This window comes from Enterococcus sp. JNUCC 77 (assembly GCF_054819945.1).
On the sequence record NZ_JBTHIG010000001.1, the window covers coordinates 765,945 to 783,728 of the forward strand.

Sequence of the window (17,784 nt, forward strand, 5' to 3'; positions counted from 1 at the left end):
GGAGATTATAACATGGCCTCACTAGAAAAAGAAATAGACTGTCATCTTCTTGATATACCAGAAGAAAATTATCGTCCGATTCACGATGCTCTTGATTCGGAAGTTTCTTCAGAAGATGTCATTTACAAGAACGATCATGAATTTGTTAAAGAAGAAAATCTAGAAAGTTTTACTGAAAAATATATTGAAGATTTAACTGCTGGTGAAGCGAATGAATTGTTGAGAGAAGCAATGCGTAGAAGCGAATACGAAGAAACGATTAAATCCGCTTTATTCGATTTTATAAAAGCTAACGGATATGCCGCATTTTTTGATTTTAAACCAGTAAGAGGAGATGAATTATATGGCAATACTTTATAAGTTGGCTGATAACTACAACTATGTAGTAGAAATGGCTGACCAATTGGACGATGGAACATTAAAAGACACACTGGATTCAATTAACGAAGCTTTCGATGATAAAGCAGAAAATATTGCTAAGTCCATTAAAGAAATTGAAAGCCAAGCGACAATTATTGATGCTGAAATTAAGAGACTAACACAACGTAAAATAACCATGAAAAACAATGCTAAATCCATGAAGGTTTATTTACAGGAACAAATGGAAGCCATCGGTAAGAAAAAAATTAATGGAGAACTTTTAACAGTAGCTATTCAAAAGAATGCGCCTTCGGTTCATGTGATTGATGAAAAAGGTATTCCAGAAGGATTCTATATTCCACAACCAGCCAAATTAGATAAAACGCAGTTGAAGCAAGAATTAAAAGATGGTTTGGAATTACCTGGCGTTGTTGTATTAATTCAAACGGAAAGTGTGAGGATTAGATGATGGAAATTAAGAAAGCCTCAGACATCAAACGTGATAAAGACTGGCGAATCATGATTTATGCCAAACCGGGTACAGGTAAAACGTCAGTAGCTAAATATTTAACTGGAAAAACGTTAGTTTTGGATCTGGATGATTCATCAAAGGTATTGTCTGGTGAAGAAAATATCGACGTCATTTCATTTGACCGGGTTCATCCCCATGAGTTTATTTCTGAATTTATTTTAGAAGCTCCAAAGCTGATAAAAGATTATGACAATTTAGTCATTGATAATATTTCTAGTTTTGAAAGAGATTGGTTTGTTGAACGTGGAAGATCATCAAAAAATGGTATCAGTAACGAGATACAAGATTATAGTCAGTGGACAAATTATTTTGCAAGAATAATGACGACAATCTATTTGATGAAAGGCGTCAATATCCTAGTAACAGCTTGGGAAAATCAAAGAGAAATTACCACAGAAAAGGGTCAAACATTCAATCAGTACGCACCACAAATTCGTGACTCTGTTAGAGATGGTTTGATGGGTTTAACTGATATTGTTGGACGAATGATTATTAATCCTGACACAGGGAATCGTGGTGTGATTTTACAAGGTAATGATGCAATCTATGCTAAAAATCGACTGGATAATAGAACAGCTTCTTCAGTAGAAGAGCTATTTGATATCGGTGATGTGAAGGAAAGTGTTGAAGATGTACAAACTTCGACAGTACCAGAATAGATTAGTTACAGAATCACGAAATTTCCTTGCTACAGGCGTTAAGGGAGTCTTGATTCAATCTCCTCCAGGTAGCGGTAAATCAGTTGTAATAGCAGAAATTGTTCGATTGGCTACGAATAGAGGCGGAACAGTCCTGTTTTTAGCCCATCGGAGAGAATTATTAGACAACATAAGGGAATCGCTGGAAACCAACGATGTAGACCTTGATAAAGTAATTATCTTATCTGCAGTGATGGCAAAAAACCGATTGGAATCGATGGAAAAGCCGACATTAATAATTACTGATGAAGGGCATCATGGTAAAGCTAAGACTTATAAAGCAATTTATGAGTATTTCTACGATGTTCCGAGACTGGGTTTCACAACAACGCCTTATCGATTAAGTGGTGAAGGATTTACTGATATTTATGATGAAATGGTCCAAGGGCCCACAATTCGATGGCTCATTGAAAATAAAAACTTAGCTCCATATCGTTGGTTTTCAATTCCATTAATTGATCGAATGAAAATAGATTTTAAAAATTTGAAACGAGAAAGTCAATCCTCGGAAAAATTATTTGAGTCTGACGCAACTATTTGTGGGGATATTATTGAAAACTATCAAAAATATGCTAAAGGAAGACAAGCGATTGTTTATGCGCCGACGATAAAAATCAGTAAATTAATTGCTCAATGGTTCAATGAAGCAGGTATTTATGCAGTTCATGCAGATGGCACAACACCCATAAAAGAGCGGGATGCCATTATGACAGATTTTAAATCTAAGAAAATTACAATTCTATGCAATGTGGATTTGATATCTGAAGGCTTTAACGTTCCAGATGTTGGTGTAATTATTCTTTGTCGACCAACACAATCAATTGTACTGCATCTACAGCAGTCCATGCGTGGTATGCGGTATGTGGAAGGCAAGCAGTCAATTATTCTGGATCACGTTGGAAATGGTGCAAATCTTGGATTGCCAGTTGATGATTTTGAATGGTCTTTGAAAGGACAGAAAAAGAAAAAAACAACAGGCTCAGAAGGTGGTCCCCCAAGAATGACATGTCACACTTGTGGGCAACAGTTTCTATTGAAAAGTTTGTTAAAAATAGAAGATAAACCACACTGTCCATTTTGCTTAGCTGAAATTGATCAAAAAGAAAATTCTAACGTAACTTTTGACAAGACGGTTGAGTTGGTTGAATTGAAAGTAGAAAAAATGCAGAACTTCAGGCTTGCTAGAAAAAAGATTACTAAAGAAAAATCATTAATTGAAAATTATAAAATCGCTGATGCAAAAGTAATAATAGCAGGAAAAGGTAATCCGCTATTTAAATTGTTTGGTTCGTTAACTGCATATAGAAAACAAAAATATACTCTTAATCAGTTAGAAGAGTTTTCTATAGAAAGTAAATTATCCCTTGAAAAAATATTAAAAGCCTATGATTGGGCATTTAAAAAGTCTCAAGAAGTAAAAAAAGAACCTGATTGGTTCAAAGAAAAATTTTATTAAGGAAGAGGTAAAAACTTATGACAGGATTTAAAGTAGATTACAACGAAGCACAGGATTTCAGTGCAGTACCAGATGGAGATTATGAAGTAGTCATTTTTAATGTGACAGAACAAGCAACTAAAAACGGAGCAGAAAATCTTAACTTCGATATGGTAATTAGAAATGATCTTCAGCAGCAAAGACAAAACAGTCATTTGTTCCATAAGATTTGGAAGTCTAAAGAAACAGGAAAATACAATTTAGGGATGGTCATGTCATTAGCTAAAAGTTTTGGCTTACCTGATGGAAAAGAATACGCTTCTTTTCAAGATTTTTTAAACGACTTTGCTTTTCGTACTGCCAAGGTCCGAGTAAAAAATGAACAGTCTGAATATAACGGTCAGACTTATGACAATACCAATATTAAGAAATTTGAAAAAAGTAATTTTCCAGAATTACAGCATCAATGGAAAAAGAAGGAATCCTCACAAACTGACTTCGGTCGGGACAATGCACCAATTAATGTTCCAGACTCAAGCCTTCCGTTCTAATGAACAATTATGAGCGCATTCCCTTAGAACTTCGTGAGCTGAAACAGTGGGGAATCTTCAAACGCTCATGGAATGAACAACGAGGGAAGTGGAATAAAAAGCCGTATGATCCTTTTACAGGAAAGCTGGGCAGTAGCACTGATGAGAGCAAATGGTCTGATTTCCAGACCGCTCTCTCTGCTATTGCGACATATAAAGCTGACGGATTAGCATTTTATTTTAAACCACCTTATATGGGAATTGATTTAGATGATATCGAAGAAGATTTGAATCGATTTTTAGAAGGAGATATTGAAAATAATTTAGTATATGTATTTATGAACTCTACTAAAACATATTCAGAAATTTCAATGAGTGGTAAAGGGATTCACATTATAGGTAAAGGCAATATTCCGGGAAGTCGTAGACGAAAAGGTAACGTTGAAATGTATACAGACGGTCGCTTCTTCGCTATTACAGGAAATTTCTTCGGGACAAATAATGAAATCAATGAGATTCCTGAAACACAAATGAACTTCTTATATAGCCGTTATTTAGAGAATAAAACTGTAGTAAAACACGATTTCTCTAGTCGTCAATGGGAAGATGGCAATGATTTATCAATAGACGACATTATACAGACGGCGCAAAATTCATCCACAGGAGCACGTTTTAAATTATTCATGGATGGTGGCTGGGAAAAATTATATACCAGTCAATCTGAGGCAGATTTGGCATTTGCCAATGATTTAGCCTTCTGGGCGGCTGGCGATTTTCAGAAGATGGATGAAATCTTCCGGATGTCAGCCATGATGCGTGATAAGTACGATCAGAAGCGTGGGAAAACAACCTATGGAATCGGAATATTGAACAAGGCTATTTCAGAAAATACAAATCATTACAGTGGCAAAAAAACTGCCGATGATTATTTCTTATCCATACCAGGAATAACCAAAGATGATAAACCTAAACGTTTTTATTCATACGATGATACAGGAAATGCCGAACGTTTTCTTGATATTTATGGAACACTTACTCGCTTTAGTTACGTCAATAAAATTTGGTATTTCTACAATGGTAAAAACTGGGAGCAGGATAATATTGGTGCCGTTAGAAAATGGGTAGATCAAACAATTGAGATATTCAAGAAAGAACCTATTAATGTTCCTAAAAATGCTAGCGAAGATGATACTAAAGCTTCAATTGAAGCCAAAGAGAAGCATCTAAAACGTTCACGGAATAATGCTGGTAAAGAAGCCATGATGCGGGAATTAAAGCACAATGTGGCAGTATTGCCTGAAGAATTTGATGCGGACGATATGTTGTTTAATGCTCAGAATGGTTATTTGGATTTATCAGATGGTATTTTGCACGAACATAAAATTGATAAGATGTTTACCCGAATATCTAATGCAGAATACACAGATAAAAGTGACTGCCCAAGGTGGGAAGTATTTCTAAATCAAATTTTTGGTGGGAACACAGAATTGATTCACTACATTCAAAAAGCCGTAGGTTATTCCATGACAGCCTCAATAAAAGAGCAGGTAATGTTTATTCTCTTTGGAAATGGTCGTAACGGAAAATCTGTATTTTTAGATATTATTCGGGAAATCATGGGAACCTATGCCATGGGCATGCAAGCAAGTAGTTTAATGGTCAAACAAGGCAACAGCAATGGACACAATGAAGATATCGCTAGATTAGACGGTGCACGTTTAGTTACATCATCAGAACCCAACGAGGGTGTTCGTTTAGATGAAGGATTAATCAAACAATTAACTGGCGGTGATGTAGTTTCTGCCAGTTACAAAGGTGGCCATACCTTCGATTACACACCAAAATACAAAATTTGGTTAGCTACTAACCATAAACCGATCATTCGTGGCAATGACGATGGGATATGGCGGAGATTACCTTTAATACCATTTACAGTTCAGATACCTCTTGAAAAGGTAGACAAGAATCTCAAAGAAAAACTGATGCGAGAATTGCCAGGGATATTTAATTGGGCTGTAGAAGGTTGTTTAATGTGGCAGAGGGAGGGACTTAAACCACCTCAAGATATACAAAAAGCTACTTTAGAATACCGAAAAGAAATGGATGTCATTGGTGGTTTTATTGAAGAATGTTGCGAAACAGGACCCGGTTATTCAATCGGGGCAACAGAATTGTTCAGAGCCTATGACAAATGGGCTAAGAACATGAACGAACACCAATTCACACAAACTCAATTCGGTAAGAAAGTTTCTGATAAATATGAAAAAGCCAAAATTAAAGGAAAAGTAGTCTATCGGGGTGTAAATTTAAAAATAAAATACAAAGAATATTCTGTTTCAGTACCCGGTTTATAAAATAGGTAGACAGTTAGGTAGATAGTTGGTAGATAGTTTTTGAAAAACTGTCTACCCAAATAAACCTATACGGCTGTAAGGCTCAACACAGTTAGGTAGATAGTGTAGATAGTTTTTATATAGAGTTAAATTTTAAAAATAAAAAGAGTAAATATATAAAATACAAATGCAACCCAGAAAAACTATGAAACTATCTACCTAATTGACTTAACGCTTAGAGCGACAAGGGATAGAAAGATTTCAAACTGTCTACCTATTTGGTTGAACTGTCTACCCATTGGTTAGGAGGTTTTTATGACAGCAGAAATAGACATTCAAAATGCAATTAGAAGAGAATTACCTAAATATGGTCATTTTGTTTATCGAGGTAATGTAGGAAAAGTAAAAACAGAAGACGGACGCTGGTTTGATACTGGATTGCCAAAGGGATGGCCAGATTTATTTGGCTGGACCAATCAAGGTATATTTTTCGCTATTGAGGTGAAAAATGAAACTGGGAGACTCAGGGAAGATCAAGTTAAATTTGGTAATTTCTTAAAGCAGCAACCCGTTTTATATGGCATTGCTCGTTCAGTCGATGATGCCTTAAGAATTGTGGGTGAATTAGATGCCTGAAAGAAAATCAATATTTGAAACATTCTGGAAAAATGTCGATTGGCACAGACAAAACAAAGAAATTAATTGGTATGAGCTTGTGGGCGGCAATAGTTCTGTAGCAAAACAAGGCAAACTGAACGTTAGTCTTAAAAAGATCGCGGATATAGCAGAATTATTAGATATAGATGATTATGCGATTTTGTTTGAAGATTGGGAGGATTGATTAGATGCCTACAATGAGAGATTTTTATAACGAACTTTACGAAAAACACGGAATTACTACAAGTGCAATGTTTCATGTTGATCTCGATAAAGAAATAACCGAAGCAGAATATAGTTCAAAACTAAAAATTATGTCTGGTGCGTTTGATCAACTGATAAATGATGAAGACGATGAGGATGATTTATAAAAATCAGCAAACGGAAGAAATAGCGGAATGAGGTGAGGTCATGACAGTGACGAAAAAATATGTTTTGTATGCCTGGACTGAAGGTTTATGTGGATTTTATTGTGGGTATTGGTCACAATATTGGGGAATGGAACAGTACCCAATATTGATTGATTCGCTAGAAGATAACTCGACTTATATATCAAAAAAGCTTAAAACATATTCTTCCTATGGACGTGCTTTGAACGGTGCTAAAGCTTGCATTGGAAATATAGGAATGGATTGGTTTGTAAAAATAGTAAGCGTGGAAGATATCAACACAGAATTTATGATTAAACGGTTAAATAAAAGACGTGTACCTGTTTATGATCCACATGGTAATCCAATACCTGAAAGTTTAAATTGGTAAGTCAGCAAACGAAAGATTTAGCGGAATTATTTAACCAAAATGGCTGTTTTGGTCAAATAGAACGGAGGAGCAATGAATGAAAATTGAAATCAAACATGTAGAAGAATTATTGAGCAGAAGTAAAGGTGACATTTTTCCAGAAGATTTTATTGCTGAAAATGAAATTGAAGAAGGCTCAGAAGAAGAAGAATTTATCTATGAGAATTTTAATACTATCAAGCATTATGTGATTTTCCGACTTGAAACAAGACTGGCTTTTATGAAAAATGCACTTAAAGAATAGTCAATAAACGACGGAGATTGCTGAATTCATAGGAGATAAGCGATGAGAAAAATAAAAAAGCACCTCATTCTTTATATGCAAGTGTCAGTTATAACGGAATAGATTATTCGATAAAACTTCATGGACGAAGTAGAAAGCGAGTAATAGTGTCCTATTGGTATGTTGATGCTACGGGGGGATATTTGCCAAACCTGGAAACATCTAAAATTTATGATGAAACTTTTCAAGAATCAAAAAAAGCGAGAGAGGTAGCTAATAATTTTTTTATTAACCCTAAATTATTAGAAAATATTCTAACTAAACGTTATGACTCAGATTACATTTTAGAGAATGCTAGTGCAGTTAAAGAATACAAAAAATCAATTCAGTAATTCGAAGAAACGAGGGATAAAAATGAGTTATCCAAATTTTGATAAAGAAAATTCAATTTGCGCCAACTGTAGAAAAAATTTATTTGATGAAGAAGGATTTACAAGCCAATCCTTTGTAACAATTCGAGACAATTTTTTAATTATGAATTTTTTTCAATTTGAAGATGGTAGCGACAATATGTTTTGTGACAATGACTGTCTAGCGAATTATCTTTCTAGCGAAGAAATAGACATAGAAAGAAATTGATTAGTTTGTTAAAGGCGGATTTAGCATAAAGGTAGATGAAATTGAAAACAATTCGAGTCATATTAAAACAATTGGTTCAAATCATTAAAATTATTAAAGAGGGTTTTACGAATCCTAATAAAGAAAAATATGTATTTTTTGATGAAAAAGCTAAGGACAATCTTGATCGGAAGTTAAATGAATTCCGCTAACCACCAAGATAACAGAAAAAGCTGATTACTCAGCTTTTGCATTAAATAATTCCATAATAGGTTAGTAATGTTTTTCGGTCAATTCCGATTCCATGTATTTTGTACTTGTCTTTTCTTGTTTTGAAAAGCTTTTCTAACGCTTTTTTTCTAATTTCACTAGTGGAATGATGGACAAGTCTATGACAGTTTGGACAAAGCGAAACAATATTATCAGCGAAATCAAGACTATATATATAGGAGTCTTGTACTGACATTGGTATTAAGTGGTGAGCTTCAACAAAAGGCATTTTATCTGTTTCTGAAATAAAAGTAGTATGACTACTATCCATTTCACATTGCCAATTACTGTTCTTTTTGGCTTGAATAGCCTCATTAATGTCACGAAGATAGGCATTTCCTTTTGGAGTTTGAACAGATTTATTAGGCTTTTTTTTGGGGGATTTTAAGTTTGTATTGGGTTTTTGTTCTTGCAATTTTGACAGTTGAGATAGTTCATTATTTAAAATTTCATCACTAATCAACTCAGCTGCTTGATTTTTATAAGATAAAAAACTTGTGAAGCAATTTAGGGTTGCGCTAAAAAAATGATTTGTTTCTTTATTAAACTCTTTAAAACCATCTAGTGCTGAAACTTTTTTAAATTTAAAAAGAGATTCGAAAGTTAAAAGATTAGGCACATCGTCTTTAAAATAATCCTCATATAAAATAATGAATCGAACAAGGTATTTCTCATATGAGGCAGCTTTATTGGATTTAACTTTAACTCGGCCTGCTTTTTGTGTAAGCATGTTTGCGTAATCATAAAACTCGTGCAAGTGTTCTGAATAAAGCTCTTTTACAGCAACAAACCTTTGGTCTGTTGCGGATATTCTTTCAAATTTTACCATATTATCACCTCTCACTAATACTACACCAAAATAACTAATTAAAGAAAGAAGATGGAAGTTTGAAATTCTTAGATTTGTTTGCCGGGATTGGCGGCTTTCGTCTCGGTATGGAACAAGCTGGACACAAATGTGTTGGATTTTGCGAAAAAGATAAATTCGCAAGAAAAAGCTACAAAGCGATTCATAATACAGAAAATGAGGTTGAAATGCATGACATCACTGCAGTTACAGATGAGTTTATTCGAAGAATCGGAAGTGTCGATGTTATCTGCGGAGGATTTCCGTGTCAGGCTTTCAGTATTGCGGGAAAACGGAAAGGTTTCGAAGATACTCGAGGAACTCTCTTTTTTGAAATTGCAAGGTTCGCATCTATTCTCAGACCAAAATATTTATTCCTTGAGAACGTCAAAGGACTCCTCAATCACGAAGGAGGGTCTACGTTCGAGACAATCCTCAGAACCTTGGATGAACTCGGGTATGACTGTGAATGGAGTTTGTTTAACTCAAAGGATTATATCCCGCAAAACAGGGAGCGAATATTCATTATCGGACATCTTAGAGGAGGTAGTACCAGACAAGTATTTCCTTTCTCAAAAGATGACCAATCGGCTAATAAAAAATATGGAATCAAAAAAATAGGGAATATCAGGAAAAAAGGAAAATCTCAAAGCGGTGATGTTGTATCGATCGATAGTATTTCACCAACAATGTGTAGCACTACAACTCAAAAGGATGCACTAAAGATAGCAATTCCTGTCTTGACTCCAGACCGTTTAGAAAAACGGCAAAACGGTAGGAGATTCAAAGAAAACGGCGAAGAGATGTTTACATTAACCGCTCAAGACAAACATGGTGTTGCTATTTTACAAAAACCCAGAGGATATAACGAAGGGGGATCTTATGAAATTGCGCCAACACTTTCAAGTAGTAGCTGGCATGAGAATAACTTTTTGAAAGTTAAAGAAGCAACTTCTAAAGGCTATTCAGAAGCCTTACCTGGTGACAGTGTCAATCTCTCTCATCGTAAATCTGAGACAAGACGTGGCAGAGTCGGCAAAGGTATAGCTAATACTCTTTTAACAGGAGAGGAGCAAGCTGTAGTAACTGATTCATTTCAGATTCGAAAGCTCACACCTCGTGAATGTTGGAGGCTACAGGGATTCCCTGACGGGGCTTTTGATAAAGCATCAAATGTTAACTCTGATAGTCAGCTATATAAACAAGCCGGAAACTCGGTCACTGTGCCAGTAATTTATGATATAGCTAGAAGATTAGAAGTCAGCTAACTCAGCCATTTACGGAAAGGAGCATTATTAATGTTCAGTTTATTTAAACCAAAAGAAAAAGAAGTTTCCTTGACCGACAATATTCCTGTAGACAACTTGAAAAATTATGTGGTTCAGGGATATGAAAAAGAAAAAGAACTGATGAATCAGTTGGAACAGAAAGAAAGTTATATAAAAAAGCTTCAGCAACGAACCGAGGAATTTGATGCTTTAAAAGTGGTACTAGCTAAAAAGGAAACAGATATTAGACTGTTGGAACAGCAGTTAGAACTTGTTGAAGAGTTAAAAGATAGAAATGCTGAATTACAGGGGAAAAACAGTACGTTACGAATTCAGAATAACAACCTGGTAAAAGAAAAAAATCAGTCAGATGAACTGATGGAGTCTACTGCTAAAAAGAGAATTCTTGATTTTTCTGATGATATATTAAACGAATTTTCTGAGTTAGTTACAAATTATAAAGGCAATCTAAGTAAGAAAGAGGCTAGAGATATTCTGGATAGTTTACTTTATGTGAAAACAAAATAAGTCAGCTAACGTCGGCTTTTACAGAAAAAGACCGTTACTCGGAGAGAGATAACGGTCAGCCTTTGAATGGTTTAATCAAAATATGGCTACAATTATTATATCACAAAAAGACCGCCGGGATAGGTGGCGGTCAATGAGTCTAATTATGTAAAAGTAAAAAGCTTTGGGAGAATTTTACATTAATAATTAATTAGGCTCGAATTAGATTATACAATAAAAAGAGGCAGCCGACCACTGGCTACCTAAAGATAATTACACTTGTCTGTTTCCGCAGACTTAGATATTTTATCACTAAAAAGACCGCGGCGATAGGAGCCACGGTCAATAAGTTAGGTATTCAAATTTGTGTTAGAACCTGAGCTAACTTTAAATCATGATACAACAAAAAAAGCAGTTGACTAGCAACTATTTTTGTAACAGTTGTGTCTGTTTTCCGCAGACTTAAATATTTTAGCAAATAAAAATACCAGCCACAAGTTGCGACTGGCGTGGAACAAAATGAAAATGGTCTGTTGGTATTCATAGTTTATCATAAAACGCTTACAAAGAATAGTAATATTAGTCAGTAAACGTATTCTTTTAAGGAAAGGAGATAATTAATTGATACTAAAAATTATTGTCGGAGTTGTGTTTTGGTTCATGACCTATATGTGGGTTATTTCGTAGGGAAAGAAGAAGTAAGAAAAGAGTCAAAACAATAAATTAATTGGAGGAGTAAGCATTTGAGATATTATAAAGTCAGTGAAGAAGCAAGAAACTATGCTAGAAAAGTTTTACGCCACCATAATTATGAAGCCAAACAGATTAAGGTGATTGAAGAAAGCTTGCGTCATCCTTGGAGAGAGTCGGATGAAAATATTGGTGGTTCACATGTTTCATCGAATCAAGGTCCGCAAGCAATTGAAATGGAACGTGTTTGGACTAATGATGAATTTGTCACAGCAGCAAGACATGTTGAACTTGTAAGAAACATGTTGAGTGACTTACCTTCTGATTATGTAGAGGTTATTAAATACAGATATCTTTCTGATAAAGGTGAAAGCCTCAGAAGGGCTAAAGAACTACCAAGTTGGGTAAAGGTTAGTCAGCAGATGAATTTGTCAGAAGAAGCCTGTCGGAAAAAGGATACTATAGCTGCGACTATTCTAGCTAAAATGCTGAAACTCAAATAATTACCGTTTAGGGGGTAAAAAGAGTACCGTTTACGGGGGTAAAAACCTGATAATATAGTATTATGGAAATTTTCATTAAGCTACCACACACAATTCGACCACATTATTGAACTGTCTTTTCGACTATACTTTAAAAAAGAGCGAATGAAGTGTGTGGTGGTTATTGTCACTGTGGCGGAAGTAAAAGACGCATAGGTTCATCAGGGAACTGTACGCAGCCTGCTTCGACCTAGATATAAAACAAAAGAGTAATATCGTGAGTGGGGCAGTACCACTCCAGTGACTTAGAGATTGAGACTGTGCTCCGAGCCGAAAAGTACTGAACTTCTTCAGTTTGCGCAGTCAGAAGAGGTCAATCTCAATTAACATTAAGTTGGACTTGCTTGGAACACGGCAAGTTGCCTTACGCAGGCTTTGTATGCGGTCTATGTGGGAAGTAGAGAATGGGCACATAGTTCAATGAGGTTGCCAAGGCTAGAGGCGGTAATCTAGTCCAGTGTTTAAATGCAGTGATAGGTTTCAGTGATGCACCTTGTGTTGCTAGTTCGGTACGATTTTGTTCAGTGAATTACCTTTCAAATGTATCGTACTCGGTGTTTCGCCACCGTAAAGCGCGACCGAAGTATGCGGGTGTCTCTCTACCCTAAAATGAGAACATAGCAGTCGAGCATTCCTATCTGCCGGGCACGGATAAACAGTGGGTTCCAGAATGGAGTAGGTTGCTTAATACATAATCAAGATCGCTTAGGCGGTCTTTTTATTTTGGGAGGAGATAAAATGAAAGTCAGAAAGAAACCACTGATTGTAGATGCTTGGAAAATAATAGGCTCTCCCAAAGTTTATAAAAATAATGCACCCGATTGGGTTACGGAAGCTTATGCTTATGATTTGAACTTTTTCTTCTTTTATGAGAAATACGGGTGGCTAAGAAAAAAAGAACGACTTGTTATAAAAGTTTTGACTCTTGAAGGTTGGATGGACGGAAAATTGAATGACTATCTAATAAGAGGCGTTAATGGTGAATTGTACATTTGCGATAAAGAAGTTTTCGAAAAAACATATGAAATTATTGAACAGCAGTCCTAGCGGGCTGTTTTTGTTTTACATAGAAAGAGGGTGAGGTCGTGGCAAAAGGTAAATACGAAGAGTGGTTAACAGATGAAGGTTTGTTGAAACTTGAAGGGTGGGCGCATGATGGCCTCACTGATGAACAGATAGCAGAAAATATCGGAATTCGAAGGCCCACATTGTATGCTTGGAAAAAAAGCTATCCTGACATTTCTGACGCCCTAAAAAGAGGCAAGGAAGTAATTGATCGTCAAGTCGAAAATGCACTACTTAAACGAGCGTTAGGGTATGAATACAAGGAAACTACGCAAGAGTTAACAAACGATGGCATGATGATTACTAAAATAGTCACTAAACAGCAAGTGCCTGATACAACAGCTCAAATATTCTGGTTGAAGAATCGTAAACCGAAAGAATGGCGTGATAAGCAGGAAGTTGAACATTCCGGTGGTGTAGATGTTAAACAAGAAAATTCTTTAAGCGACTTAACGTTTGAGCAACTAAAAGAATTAGCTGCTAAAAGGTATGGAAGTGATTCAGATGGATCAGATTGATAAAGACCTAGCTAGAAGTTATTTCTTTCATTATTGCTATATGACAGCCAATGACTTCTATAAACCGAATAGAACTTACTTAGTTGATTTATGTGACGAGTTACAAGGATTCCTACATGATGAAAAACATGATGTTTTAGTAATAAATGAGCCTCCAAGACATGGAAAATCAAGAACTGCTGGGAAATTTGTTGAATGGGTTCTTGGCAACGACAAAACGAAAAAAGTAATGACAGGCTCATACAATGAAACGTTATCTACTGTATTCTCTAAAAATGTAAGAAATACTATTCAAGAGATTAAAGCAGATGAAGATAGAGTAGTATTCAAGGATATTTTTTCAGCTACGTCCATCAAACAAGGAGATGGCGCAATGAATTTATGGAGCTTGGATGGTGGGTATAACAATTACCTGGCTACTTCCCCAACAGGAACAGCAACAGGGTTCGGTGCTGATATCATTTTGATTGATGACTTGATAAAAAATGCTGAAGAAGCCAACAATGCTATGGTACTCGAAAAGCATTGGGAATGGTTCGTTAATACAATGTTATCAAGGTTAGAAACTGGTGGAAAAATAATAATTATTATGACACGGTGGCACTCAGACGATTTAGCAGGTAAAGCGTTAAGAGAATTACCGAAATCGGAATATAGAGTAAAACATGTTAGTGCAAAAGCCTATAATGAAAAAACTGGGAAAATGCTTTGTGATGATATTCTTTCGAAAAAAGAATACTTTAGAAAAGTGAATGCTATGGGAGCTGATATAGCATCAGCTAACTATCAACAAGAACCGATTGATATTAAAGGGCGGCTTTATAGTGACTTTAAAACTTACGAAAGAAGATCAGCTTATAAAAAGATATGGGCCTATTGTGACACAGCCGATACTGGTAAGGACTATTTGTGTTCAATTGTATGGGGAGAGACAAATGAAGGTCGGTGTGAAGTAATCGATGTAGTTTATACTCAAGAACCAATGGAGTATACGGAATCAGCAGTTGCCAACCAATTTATAAATAATAGAGTAAACAAAGCGCGCATCGAAAGAAATAACGGTGGGCGTTCTTTTGCGCGATCTGTTAGAGACAAAATTAAAGGTAAAGCAGCAACGGCTGTTGAAGATTTCTATCAGTCAAGTAACAAAGAGGCACGGATATATTCGAACAGTGCTTGGATAGAACAAAATGTATTTTTTCCGGAAGATTGGCGTAGTAGATGGCCTGATTATTATGAGGCAATGAACACTTATCAACGAGAAGGAAAAAATAAACATGATGACGCACCAGACGCTACTACTGGGATTGCTGAAACAATGAGTAATACGAAAGCAAAACTCAAATCATTTAAAGGAGGCATATAAATGCAATTTAAATCATTAGCCAGAGGTTTCAAGCCTCCTGAAATTTTTATATATGATAAAGATAAGCCTATTGATAACGAAGTCATTAATAAGTTCATAGTAAAACATCAAGCTGAAATTCCAAGGTACCGATATCTAATGGATATGTACAAAGGACAAATGGAGATATTTCAACAAGCGGATAAAGACCCGTTTAAGCCGGATAATCGTTTAGCAGTGAACTTTGCAAAATTTATTACTGATACTTTTACTGGATATTTTAACGGTATCCCTGTTAAAAAATCTCATACTGATAATGAAATAAATGATAAGATTTCTGAGTTTGATAATCTAAACGATATGGAAGATGAAGAATCTGAACTTGCTAAAATGGCTTGTGTTTATGGTCGTTGTTATGAATTAATATATCAAAATGAAGAGGCTAATACCCGAGTGGTTTACAACAGTCCTGAAGATATGTTTGTTGTTTATGACTCAACTATTGAACAAAAACCACTATTTGCTATTAGGTATGGCATTAATGAGGACGATAAATATGTTGGTGAACTCTATACGCTAGAGGGAAACTTCAAACTATCAGGATCAGAAACTCAAGCTACTATTGGTGAAGAATTAAAATCATTCTACTCAGAGTTACCAGTTACAGAATGGATTGTTAATGAAGAAAGAATGAGTATTTTCGAATCAGTCATCTCACTTCAAAATGCTTATAATAAAGCTTTATCAGAAAAAGCCAATGATGTTGATTATTTTAGTGATCAATATTTGGCTTTTTTAGGTGCTGAAATCGAAGAAGATGATTTAGAAAATATCCGTGATAATCGAGTGATTAATTTTTTTGGTGCTGAAGGTAAACAGGTTGAAGTAAAGTTTCTAGATAAGCCTGATAGTGATGCTCAAACAGAAAACTTATTGAATCGTTTAGAAAAGAGAATCTTCCATACAGCGATGGTGGCAAATATATCAGATGAAAACTTTGGTAATTCCAGTGGAACTTCTTTGGCGTACAAATTAGAAGCGATGAGTAACCTTGCTTTGGCTTTCCAGAGAAAATTTCAATCATCTCTAAATAAACGATATAAATTGTTTTTTTCACTGAGTACCAATGTTCCAGATTCTCAATCTGATGAATGGAAAAACATTGAGTATAAATTTACACGGAATGAACCTAAAAATATTCTTGAAGAAGCTCAGACTGCAAGTCAATTAATGGGTGTAACTAGTGAAGAAACGGCATTGAGTGTTCTATCTATTATTCCAGATGTATCTACTGAGATGGAAAAAATAAAGAGTAGTCATTCAAATCAACCTGTGTTTGACATTGATAAGGAGGAAAATGATGAAGAAGTCGAAGTATTTGAATAATAATTTAACAGATTTAAAGACTGAAAATCTTCCTCTTAATATCCAAGAAGGTCTATTAAAATTAGGAATAATGGTAATACTTTTTAGAGGATCATTAATCGTGATAGCAATCTTAATTATCGCATTGATATTGTGGTTTAATAAATTAACTATTTTTTTTGCAGCGGTTCAATTTATTTTTTGTTTTGTGTTATTTAAAATTAGACAGGCTGTATGTAAAAAGGTTAAGAAACAGATAAGTCAGGAGTGATCAAATGACCACTTCGAAAAATTATTGGAGAAAACGAGAAAAAGAACACATTGAAAAGCTGATTAAAGACGATGCTCAAATGCAAAAAGAGATAGCAACTCGATTTCAACAAGCCTTAGATAATATTCAAAAAGAGATTGATGCAAACTGGCAGCGGTTTGCTGGTAAAGAAGGTATTTCTCTCAGCGAAGCCAAGAAACTATCAAGTGAGTTAGATGTCGAGTCATTTGCTAGAAAAGCTAAGCAGTATGTCAAAGATAAGGATTTTTCAAAGACTGCTAATGATGAATTGCGACTTTACAATGTCACAATGCGAGTAAATCGTTTAGAACTTCTTAAATCACAAATTGGTCTTGAATTGATAGCTTTGTCAAATGATGTTGATAGGTACCTTGCGGATATATTAAGTAAAGAAGGTTTGGCTGAAGCGGAACGGCAAGCTGGTATTTTAGGTGAAACAGTTTTCTCAAATTATAAATACTATGTAGATGAAGTGGTTAACGCTTCTTTTTTTTCGGCTACATTTTCCGAAAGAATATGGGGAAATAATGAAGCGTTAAAGGCTGAACTCGATAGATTGCTTATTCGATCTATTACACAAGGGAAAAATCCTCGGGATATGGCTAGAGAGCTTAGAAAGCTATTTGATTCTAGCAAATATGAAGCGGAGCGTTTAATGCGGACTGAATCAGCTAGAATACAAACCGCTATTCAGAAAAAAAGTTATGAAATGTACGAAATTGAAAAATATGAGTTTATTGCTGAACCAACAGCCTGTCCACTTTGCAAACCATTAGATGGCAGAATATTTAAAGTAGAAAAAATGGAGCCAGGAACTAATGCCGCACCGATGCATGCTAATTGCCGATGTAGCACATCTGGATTCGTAGAAAATAGAAAGGAGTGATAATT

The 17,784-nt window shown here is 35.3% G+C and carries 24 protein-coding genes; 23 read left to right on the forward strand and 1 reads right to left on the reverse strand.

The window, feature by feature from the left end:
- The first annotated feature begins 12 nt into the window (after positions 1 to 12).
- The 14 genes from ACVWNY_RS03860 (at position 13) to ACVWNY_RS03925 (ending at position 8,396) form a co-directional block, all read left to right on the forward strand.
- Positions 13 to 360, forward strand: coding sequence for a hypothetical protein (locus ACVWNY_RS03860; RefSeq protein ID WP_454071697.1), 348 nt, complete (start codon positions 13 to 15; stop codon positions 358 to 360).
- Entirely contained in the window at positions 344 to 829 is a 486-nt protein-coding gene (locus tag ACVWNY_RS03865) for a siphovirus Gp157 family protein (protein ID WP_454071698.1), read from the forward strand. Before ACVWNY_RS03860 ends, ACVWNY_RS03865 begins: the two co-directional genes overlap by 17 nt.
- On the forward strand, positions 826 to 1,551 hold the full coding sequence (locus ACVWNY_RS03870) for an AAA family ATPase (RefSeq protein ID WP_454071699.1): 726 nt from the start codon (positions 826 to 828) through the stop codon (positions 1,549 to 1,551). Before ACVWNY_RS03865 ends, ACVWNY_RS03870 begins: the two co-directional genes overlap by 4 nt.
- The gene (locus tag ACVWNY_RS03875) at positions 1,523 to 3,046 is read left to right on the forward strand and encodes a DEAD/DEAH box helicase (RefSeq protein WP_454071700.1); all 1,524 of its coding nucleotides are present in this window, start codon (positions 1,523 to 1,525) and stop codon (positions 3,044 to 3,046) included. The genes ACVWNY_RS03870 and ACVWNY_RS03875 overlap by 29 nt, the downstream gene beginning before the upstream one ends.
- Before the next feature lie 17 nt (positions 3,047 to 3,063).
- Complete coding sequence (locus tag ACVWNY_RS03880; RefSeq protein WP_454071701.1) at positions 3,064 to 3,576, forward strand: DUF669 domain-containing protein; 513 nt, start codon at positions 3,064 to 3,066, stop codon at positions 3,574 to 3,576.
- Complete coding sequence (locus ACVWNY_RS03885) at positions 3,576 to 5,909, forward strand: phage/plasmid primase, P4 family (protein ID WP_454071702.1); 2,334 nt, start codon at positions 3,576 to 3,578, stop codon at positions 5,907 to 5,909. The genes ACVWNY_RS03880 and ACVWNY_RS03885 overlap by 1 nt, the downstream gene beginning before the upstream one ends.
- A 294-nt stretch (positions 5,910 to 6,203) precedes the next feature.
- Positions 6,204 to 6,524, forward strand: coding sequence for a VRR-NUC domain-containing protein (locus ACVWNY_RS03890; RefSeq protein ID WP_454071703.1), 321 nt, complete (start codon positions 6,204 to 6,206; stop codon positions 6,522 to 6,524).
- Positions 6,517 to 6,729 (forward strand): hypothetical protein, encoded by a 213-nt coding sequence (locus tag ACVWNY_RS03895; RefSeq protein ID WP_454071704.1) that lies wholly within the window; start codon positions 6,517 to 6,519, stop codon positions 6,727 to 6,729. Before ACVWNY_RS03890 ends, ACVWNY_RS03895 begins: the two co-directional genes overlap by 8 nt.
- 4 nt (positions 6,730 to 6,733) lie before the next feature.
- Positions 6,734 to 6,916, forward strand: a complete 183-nt coding sequence (locus ACVWNY_RS03900; protein ID WP_454071705.1) for a hypothetical protein — start codon at positions 6,734 to 6,736, stop codon at positions 6,914 to 6,916.
- A 40-nt stretch (positions 6,917 to 6,956) separates the two neighbouring features.
- The gene (locus ACVWNY_RS03905; RefSeq protein ID WP_454071706.1) at positions 6,957 to 7,304 is read left to right on the forward strand and encodes a hypothetical protein; all 348 of its coding nucleotides are present in this window, start codon (positions 6,957 to 6,959) and stop codon (positions 7,302 to 7,304) included.
- A gap of 76 nt (positions 7,305 to 7,380) precedes the next feature.
- Positions 7,381 to 7,587 carry a hypothetical protein gene (locus ACVWNY_RS03910; RefSeq protein ID WP_454071707.1) on the forward strand — a complete coding sequence of 69 codons (207 nt, stop codon included), beginning with the start codon at positions 7,381 to 7,383 and terminating at the stop codon, positions 7,585 to 7,587.
- A 182-nt stretch (positions 7,588 to 7,769) separates the two neighbouring features.
- Positions 7,770 to 7,958 carry a hypothetical protein gene (locus ACVWNY_RS03915; RefSeq protein ID WP_454071708.1) on the forward strand — a complete coding sequence of 63 codons (189 nt, stop codon included), beginning with the start codon at positions 7,770 to 7,772 and terminating at the stop codon, positions 7,956 to 7,958.
- Positions 7,959 to 7,980: 22 nt separating this feature from the next.
- Positions 7,981 to 8,205: a hypothetical protein gene (locus tag ACVWNY_RS03920; RefSeq protein ID WP_438720188.1), complete on the forward strand. Its 225-nt coding sequence runs from the start codon at positions 7,981 to 7,983 to the stop codon at positions 8,203 to 8,205.
- 41 nt (positions 8,206 to 8,246) lie between these two features.
- Entirely contained in the window at positions 8,247 to 8,396 is a 150-nt protein-coding gene (locus ACVWNY_RS03925) for a hypothetical protein (protein WP_461211721.1), read from the forward strand.
- A 41-nt stretch (positions 8,397 to 8,437) separates the two neighbouring features.
- Here the strand turns inward: ACVWNY_RS03925 and ACVWNY_RS03930 are convergent, their stop codons facing one another.
- Positions 8,438 to 9,283 carry an HNH endonuclease gene (locus tag ACVWNY_RS03930; RefSeq protein WP_454071710.1) on the reverse strand — a complete coding sequence of 282 codons (846 nt, stop codon included), beginning with the start codon at positions 9,281 to 9,283 and terminating at the stop codon, positions 8,438 to 8,440.
- A gap of 59 nt (positions 9,284 to 9,342) precedes the next feature.
- On the opposite strand from ACVWNY_RS03930, the gene ACVWNY_RS03935 reads away from it, so the two are divergent.
- The 9 genes from ACVWNY_RS03935 (at position 9,343) to ACVWNY_RS03975 (ending at position 17,779) form a co-directional block, all read left to right on the forward strand.
- A complete protein-coding gene (locus tag ACVWNY_RS03935; protein ID WP_454071711.1) occupies positions 9,343 to 10,569 on the forward strand; it encodes a DNA cytosine methyltransferase in 1,227 nt (408 codons plus the stop codon).
- A gap of 30 nt (positions 10,570 to 10,599) precedes the next feature.
- On the forward strand, positions 10,600 to 11,097 hold the full coding sequence (locus ACVWNY_RS03940) for a coiled-coil domain-containing protein (protein WP_454071712.1): 498 nt from the start codon (positions 10,600 to 10,602) through the stop codon (positions 11,095 to 11,097).
- A 722-nt stretch (positions 11,098 to 11,819) separates the two neighbouring features.
- Complete coding sequence (locus ACVWNY_RS03945; RefSeq protein ID WP_454071713.1) at positions 11,820 to 12,269, forward strand: DUF722 domain-containing protein; 450 nt, start codon at positions 11,820 to 11,822, stop codon at positions 12,267 to 12,269.
- Positions 12,270 to 13,046: 777 nt separating this feature from the next.
- A complete protein-coding gene (locus ACVWNY_RS03950) occupies positions 13,047 to 13,355 on the forward strand; it encodes a hypothetical protein (protein ID WP_454071714.1) in 309 nt (102 codons plus the stop codon).
- A 38-nt stretch (positions 13,356 to 13,393) separates the two neighbouring features.
- Positions 13,394 to 13,891 (forward strand): helix-turn-helix domain-containing protein, encoded by a 498-nt coding sequence (locus ACVWNY_RS03955; protein WP_454071715.1) that lies wholly within the window; start codon positions 13,394 to 13,396, stop codon positions 13,889 to 13,891.
- On the forward strand, positions 13,878 to 15,257 hold the full coding sequence (terL, locus tag ACVWNY_RS03960) for a phage terminase large subunit (RefSeq protein WP_454071716.1): 1,380 nt from the start codon (positions 13,878 to 13,880) through the stop codon (positions 15,255 to 15,257). The genes ACVWNY_RS03955 and terL overlap by 14 nt, the downstream gene beginning before the upstream one ends.
- Positions 15,258 to 16,622, forward strand: coding sequence for a phage portal protein (locus ACVWNY_RS03965; protein WP_454071717.1), 1,365 nt, complete (start codon positions 15,258 to 15,260; stop codon positions 16,620 to 16,622).
- Positions 16,597 to 16,872, forward strand: coding sequence for a hypothetical protein (locus tag ACVWNY_RS03970; protein ID WP_454071718.1), 276 nt, complete (start codon positions 16,597 to 16,599; stop codon positions 16,870 to 16,872). The genes ACVWNY_RS03965 and ACVWNY_RS03970 overlap by 26 nt, the downstream gene beginning before the upstream one ends.
- Before the next feature lie 4 nt (positions 16,873 to 16,876).
- Positions 16,877 to 17,779: a minor capsid protein gene (locus ACVWNY_RS03975; RefSeq protein ID WP_454071719.1), complete on the forward strand. Its 903-nt coding sequence runs from the start codon at positions 16,877 to 16,879 to the stop codon at positions 17,777 to 17,779.
- The last annotated feature ends 5 nt before the right edge of the window (positions 17,780 to 17,784 follow it).